Genomic DNA, 4,684 nt, shown 5'->3' on the forward strand with positions numbered 1-4,684 from the left:
AAAGTTAAACAGGCTTAAGGGTTAAACCAGTGCTTTTAAGATAGTTACCGACCTCTAACATTGTCGTTCGCGCGTGCCGGAGGCATCTAGCTAACATTACCCGCAAGGAGGCTCTTTGGAGCAAAATATTATGTCCAAAGTATTTGTTTTAGACACTGAAAAAAGACCACTAGACCCAATTAATCCAGCACAGGCTAGACAACTATTAAGAAACAAAAAAGCAGCAATATTTAGACAGTTTCCGTTCACAATTATTCTCAAAAAATCCTGTCCTGACTCCCCAGGTTCAAATTTGTTAATGGTTTTCAAACCGGAGACATTGTGAAAGCTGTTGTCACAAAAGGTAAAAAGATTGGGGCATATATCGGACGAGTAGCGGTGAGGACTAGCGGTAGTTTCAATATCTCAACAATATCTGGACTGATTCAAGGTATCTCTTACAAATACTGTAAATCAATTCACAAAAAGGACGGTTACGAATATGGAAAATCAAAGATTTGTTAATTGCTCAACTGTCCCTTTCATTGTTTGTGCTGGCGCACAAAATTACTCAAGGGACTTTTCACAATTAACCCTCCATTCCTCCCATCACCAAACTGAGTACAGTTTTGGTGGGGGTCTCCTGGAGGTTTAGATGAATTCTCAAGGACAATTACAAGCACCACCCGAAGTATTTATTGCGCCATTGTTGGAATTACGAGATTACTATGGGAGTCTCGCCCAAAAGTACCAACGTCTATTCATAGAGGCGCGATCGCAATTAGATAATGTAGAATCCTTGTTATCTACATGGTCTTATACTGATGACAACGAACAAGTTGAGGCTGACGAAGAAGATTCACTATTGTTGTTGTCTTCTAATCACAGTTCCAATCTGGAACATTTGCAGCCCCTAGAGTCAGAAATTCCTAAATCAGACCCTTTCAAAGTCGACCATTCCCTCTCTGAAGTTAAAGACTCAAACAATCTTTCCTATCAGCGTCGTCACTATGTTGGTAAGGGGGAAGATGTTCCCATGCTCTCTCACTATGGAAATATGACTCGCATGGAAGCACTCAAAAAGCTATTGGGAGAATATGTGGGAACTGTCTGTCACATAGATTTTATCGTGCGATCGCTCTATGGTGATTTAGAGTCTACTATTTTCAAAGTCGTTAAAGGTAGAGTCCAATCATCTCTGACCCAAGGGAGGGAAAGTGGTTATTGGTCAGCGATTCCCAATGAACCGGGCTGTTATAGCTTAGATCTAAATTCACTAGGTCCAATTCAAGGTAGGGGAATATCTAGGGGGATCAAATCCACCAAAACCAACAAACATTTCGTCAGACCCCAAACGAAAGTAGTACCGATGTTGGCACAATTTGATGGTCAATTTTTAATTGATGCTCTGACCTTATTTCTAGAACAAAATGCGGGACGAATTTTCAATGTGAATGAGATAGTCAATGGCATTTATGGATATCTAGACCCAGAGGAAGTCAGAGAGGTTAAAAATAAGGTTCTCAATGAACTATCTAGGGGTCATCGCACAGGCCGATTTGTCAGAGTTCCTCACCAAATTGGTCTATATACTTGGGATATGAATATGATCGCCAAAAAATAACACAAAAAAGGTGCGTTACAACTTGTTAACGCACCTGTTTAGAAAATGGAGAGGGGGGGATTCGAACCCCCGAAGGGATATAATCCCTTAACAGATTAGCAATCTGCCGCTTTCGACCACTCAGCCACCTCTCCAGTTCATGAGTAATAATCGTAGCAGAAGTTTTTGAGTCTGTCAATAGTCATTTTCCAAATAAATTCAATGACCAATGACCGGGAATTTTAGATTTTAGATTTTAGATTTTAGATTTTAGATTTTAGATTTTAGATTAAAAAAAGTTGGTACAGGACTTAGTCCTCTACTAACGGAAAAATCATAAATCCCAAACCCAAGATTTTCGAGCTTCTACACTTTAGGGTGGAGTCAATCCAAAATCCAAAATCGTCAATCCAAAATTGCCTGACCAATAACCAATCTATAAAACTTGCGATCGCATCCAAGCTGCTGGCAAGGTGCGTAACTTTTTCCATTGGGGAACATAAGCTCGCTGACTGAACACATCATAATCATTGCGCTCAATCACCTCTAAAATCTGCTCATATAGCATAGATGCAGACCAAACAGGCCACCGAGCATCAGCAGCCAGGTAACTAATACCCTTATCTGCTTGGATGTAAAATTTACGGGCGCGGTCAATTTGAAACCGCATGAGTGAACGCCAGCGGTCATCCACTACGCCGCGAATACATTCTTCCTCGGTGTAATTAAATTTGGCTAAATCTTCTAGGGGAAGATAGATTCTGCCTCGACGGGCATCTTCACCAACATCACGGAGAATATTGGTAAGTTGATTAGCAATCCCCAAGGCGATCGCCTCTTCTATAGGAAGATAGGGCTGTTGGTTTTGATGCCAAGGGGCTGTATAGATACTATTATCTATCCCCATAATCGTCGTTGACATCAAACCCACAGTTCCCGCTACTCGGTAGCAGTAGAGGTATAAATCCTCAAAAGTTGCATAGCGACTGCGATACAAGTCCATCCGCTGACCGGCGATCATATCCCGAAAGGGTTGAATGTCTAGCGGAAAGCGTTGGAGGGTATCTACTAACGCTACATCATAATTATCCAATGGGCATCCCGCAAAAATGGATTCCAGTTGACTTTCCCATAGTTCTAGGGTTTCTGGGGTGGTGATAGCAGATGCCGGACCATCCACTAACTCATCTGTACGGCGACACCAGGCATAAATTGCCCAAACAGATTGACGCTTGGCCGGACTCATCAGCATTGTACCTAAATAAAAAGTTTTAGCGTACTTAGCCGTGAGTTCCCGGCAAAGGGTATATGACTCATCTATAGAAACCAGCGTTTTCATGCGCGGGGGGGAATCAGGCAGTTGCAGCATTCGTGGCGGGCGGTCGTGTTGGCGTTTGCAGGTTAGAGGAATTTGCTACCGTCAGCGCTTGAAATATCGCCTGCGCTGTTAGTTTACCAGAAAGTACAGCCCCTTCCATACTGGCGAGATAGCGTTGCATTGTATAATCCCCAGTCAGATAGAAGTTAGAAATGGGGGTTTGCTGTGAAGGGCGGTACTGTTGGCGACCTGGAGTAGCTTTGTAAACTGAACGCGGTGTTTTCACCACATGATATTTCAGTATTTTAGTCGGATTATCTCCCCCAAAGTGCTGGGGAAAAAGTTTTTCTAACTCAGTAATAGTTGCAGCAACGATTTCTGCATCGGATTTAGATATCCACTCTTTGGCTGGCGCTAGAACCAATTCCAACATGGAACGGTCAGGATTGGCATATTCACGGCAAGTATTACTCATATCAGCATAAACGCTGAGGAGTGGAGAACGGGAAAATAGCAGATGATCAATATCTGTTAATTTGCGATCAAACCAGATATGAACATTAATCACTGGTACACCTTCCAAACCCTCCAATTTTTGGAAAAACTCCATTGCTTTCCAAGAACTTGGCAAAATCGGCTTTAAAGGATCAACTGGCAGGGCAGATACATAGGTATCCGCTGTAAATATTTCATCCTCTGCCCCGTTTAAGCCCCGCAGCAGGAATCCTTTTACAGTTCCATCCTCATTGAGTAAAATCTCTTTCAATGGTGCATTCAGGCGCACCTCGCCACCGCGTTCAGTGATGTGGTCAATGATTGGCTGACACAACCTTTCTGTGGGTGAACCGTCCAGGAAAGCCATTTTTGAGCCGTTTTTCTCTTGGAGAAAGCGATTCAATGCCGTTAAGAGGACGGTGGCGGAAATTTCGTCTGGATCAATGAAGTTCAAGGCTTTAGACATAGCAATGAATACTTCTTTTTCCACTCTGGGGGGAACGTTTTGTTTTTGCAGCCACTCCCGGAAAGAATATTTGTCCATTTCTTCGACATACTTCTGCCCCTGGAGAATGGCAGGTAGTAAACCAATCCCAAAACTGATTTTCTCCGGCCAGGTCAGCATATCGTTGTTTCTCAGAATTGCCACCATACCATTGATAGGTGCTGGCAAATCTGGAAAATCGAATCGGCTATAAGTCCCCGGAGCTTCAGGCTGATTGAAGATCATTGTGTGTTCTTTCCACTGCAATCGATCTTCAATGTTCAATTCTTTGAATAACTGCAACATATTGGGATAAGCCCCAAAAAAAATGTGCAGTCCTGTTTCGTACCAGTCACCATCAGCATCTTTCCACGCAGCCACTTTTCCTCCCACTACGTCTCGGCGTTCCAAAACGATAGGTGTGTGACCTAGATCGGTAAGATATTTTGCACAGGAAAGTCCTGCTAGACCCGCTCCCGCGATTGCTACGCGCATTTAAACCTACTATTATTCAATATTTTTTAACTGTTTTGTCGTTCTCATTATACGTTGCAATCCTTTACATTTGGCACGGTAGGTCTGATTGCTTCCCAAAAAATTCCCCAAATTTCCCCCTGACTATGTAATTTACCTTAATCTTCGCTCCAGGAATAAACACAAAATTTTTTCCGTGATAAATATTTAGTGTAGTTTAGGACTCATTTTAAATCAGTGTATATTTTTGCTTAACTGCCTATCATCAATACAAAAAATGGCTTTCTTGCTCAGTGTTTATACGTGAAAAATGTATGTCTAATAGTAAAGT

4 protein-coding genes, 1 tRNA gene and 1 pseudogene are annotated in these 4,684 nt (G+C 42.4%); 3 read left to right on the forward strand and 3 right to left on the reverse strand.

The features are described 5' to 3' along the window. Nucleotides 1–130 precede the first annotated feature (130 nt). The 3 genes and pseudogenes from IQ228_RS21495 (at nt 131) to IQ228_RS21500 (ending at nt 1,603) form a co-directional block, all read left to right on the forward strand. A complete protein-coding gene (locus IQ228_RS21495) occupies nt 131–325 on the forward strand; it encodes an RRXRR domain-containing protein (RefSeq protein WP_027402603.1) in 195 nt (64 codons plus the stop codon). Next, a pseudogene (locus IQ228_RS26825) lies at nt 277–504 on the forward strand (HNH endonuclease); the annotation flags it as partial. The gene IQ228_RS21495 and the pseudogene IQ228_RS26825, both read left to right, overlap by 49 nt. A gap of 130 nt (nt 505–634) precedes the next feature. Then, entirely contained in the window at nt 635–1,603 is a 969-nt protein-coding gene (locus tag IQ228_RS21500; RefSeq protein ID WP_193964380.1) for a hypothetical protein, read from the forward strand. A 46-nt stretch (nt 1,604–1,649) separates the two neighbouring features. On the opposite strand, the gene IQ228_RS21505 is transcribed toward IQ228_RS21500, so the two are convergent. The 3 genes from IQ228_RS21505 to pds form a co-directional block, all read right to left on the reverse strand. After that, nucleotides 1,650–1,737: transfer RNA gene (locus IQ228_RS21505), tRNA-Ser, on the reverse strand. A gap of 281 nt (nt 1,738–2,018) precedes the next feature. Next, nucleotides 2,019–2,951, reverse strand: a complete 933-nt coding sequence (gene crtB / locus IQ228_RS21510) for a 15-cis-phytoene synthase CrtB (protein ID WP_027402605.1) — start codon at nt 2,949–2,951, stop codon at nt 2,019–2,021. Beyond that, nucleotides 2,935–4,374, reverse strand: a complete 1,440-nt coding sequence (pds, locus tag IQ228_RS21515; RefSeq protein ID WP_027402606.1) for a 15-cis-phytoene desaturase — start codon at nt 4,372–4,374, stop codon at nt 2,935–2,937. The genes crtB and pds overlap by 17 nt, the downstream gene beginning before the upstream one ends. Nucleotides 4,375–4,684 lie beyond the last annotated feature (310 nt).

It is taken from the genome of Dolichospermum sp. LEGE 00246, from assembly GCF_015207865.1.
In the GTDB taxonomy this organism is placed as follows: domain Bacteria; phylum Cyanobacteriota; class Cyanobacteriia; order Cyanobacteriales; family Nostocaceae; genus Dolichospermum; species Dolichospermum heterosporum.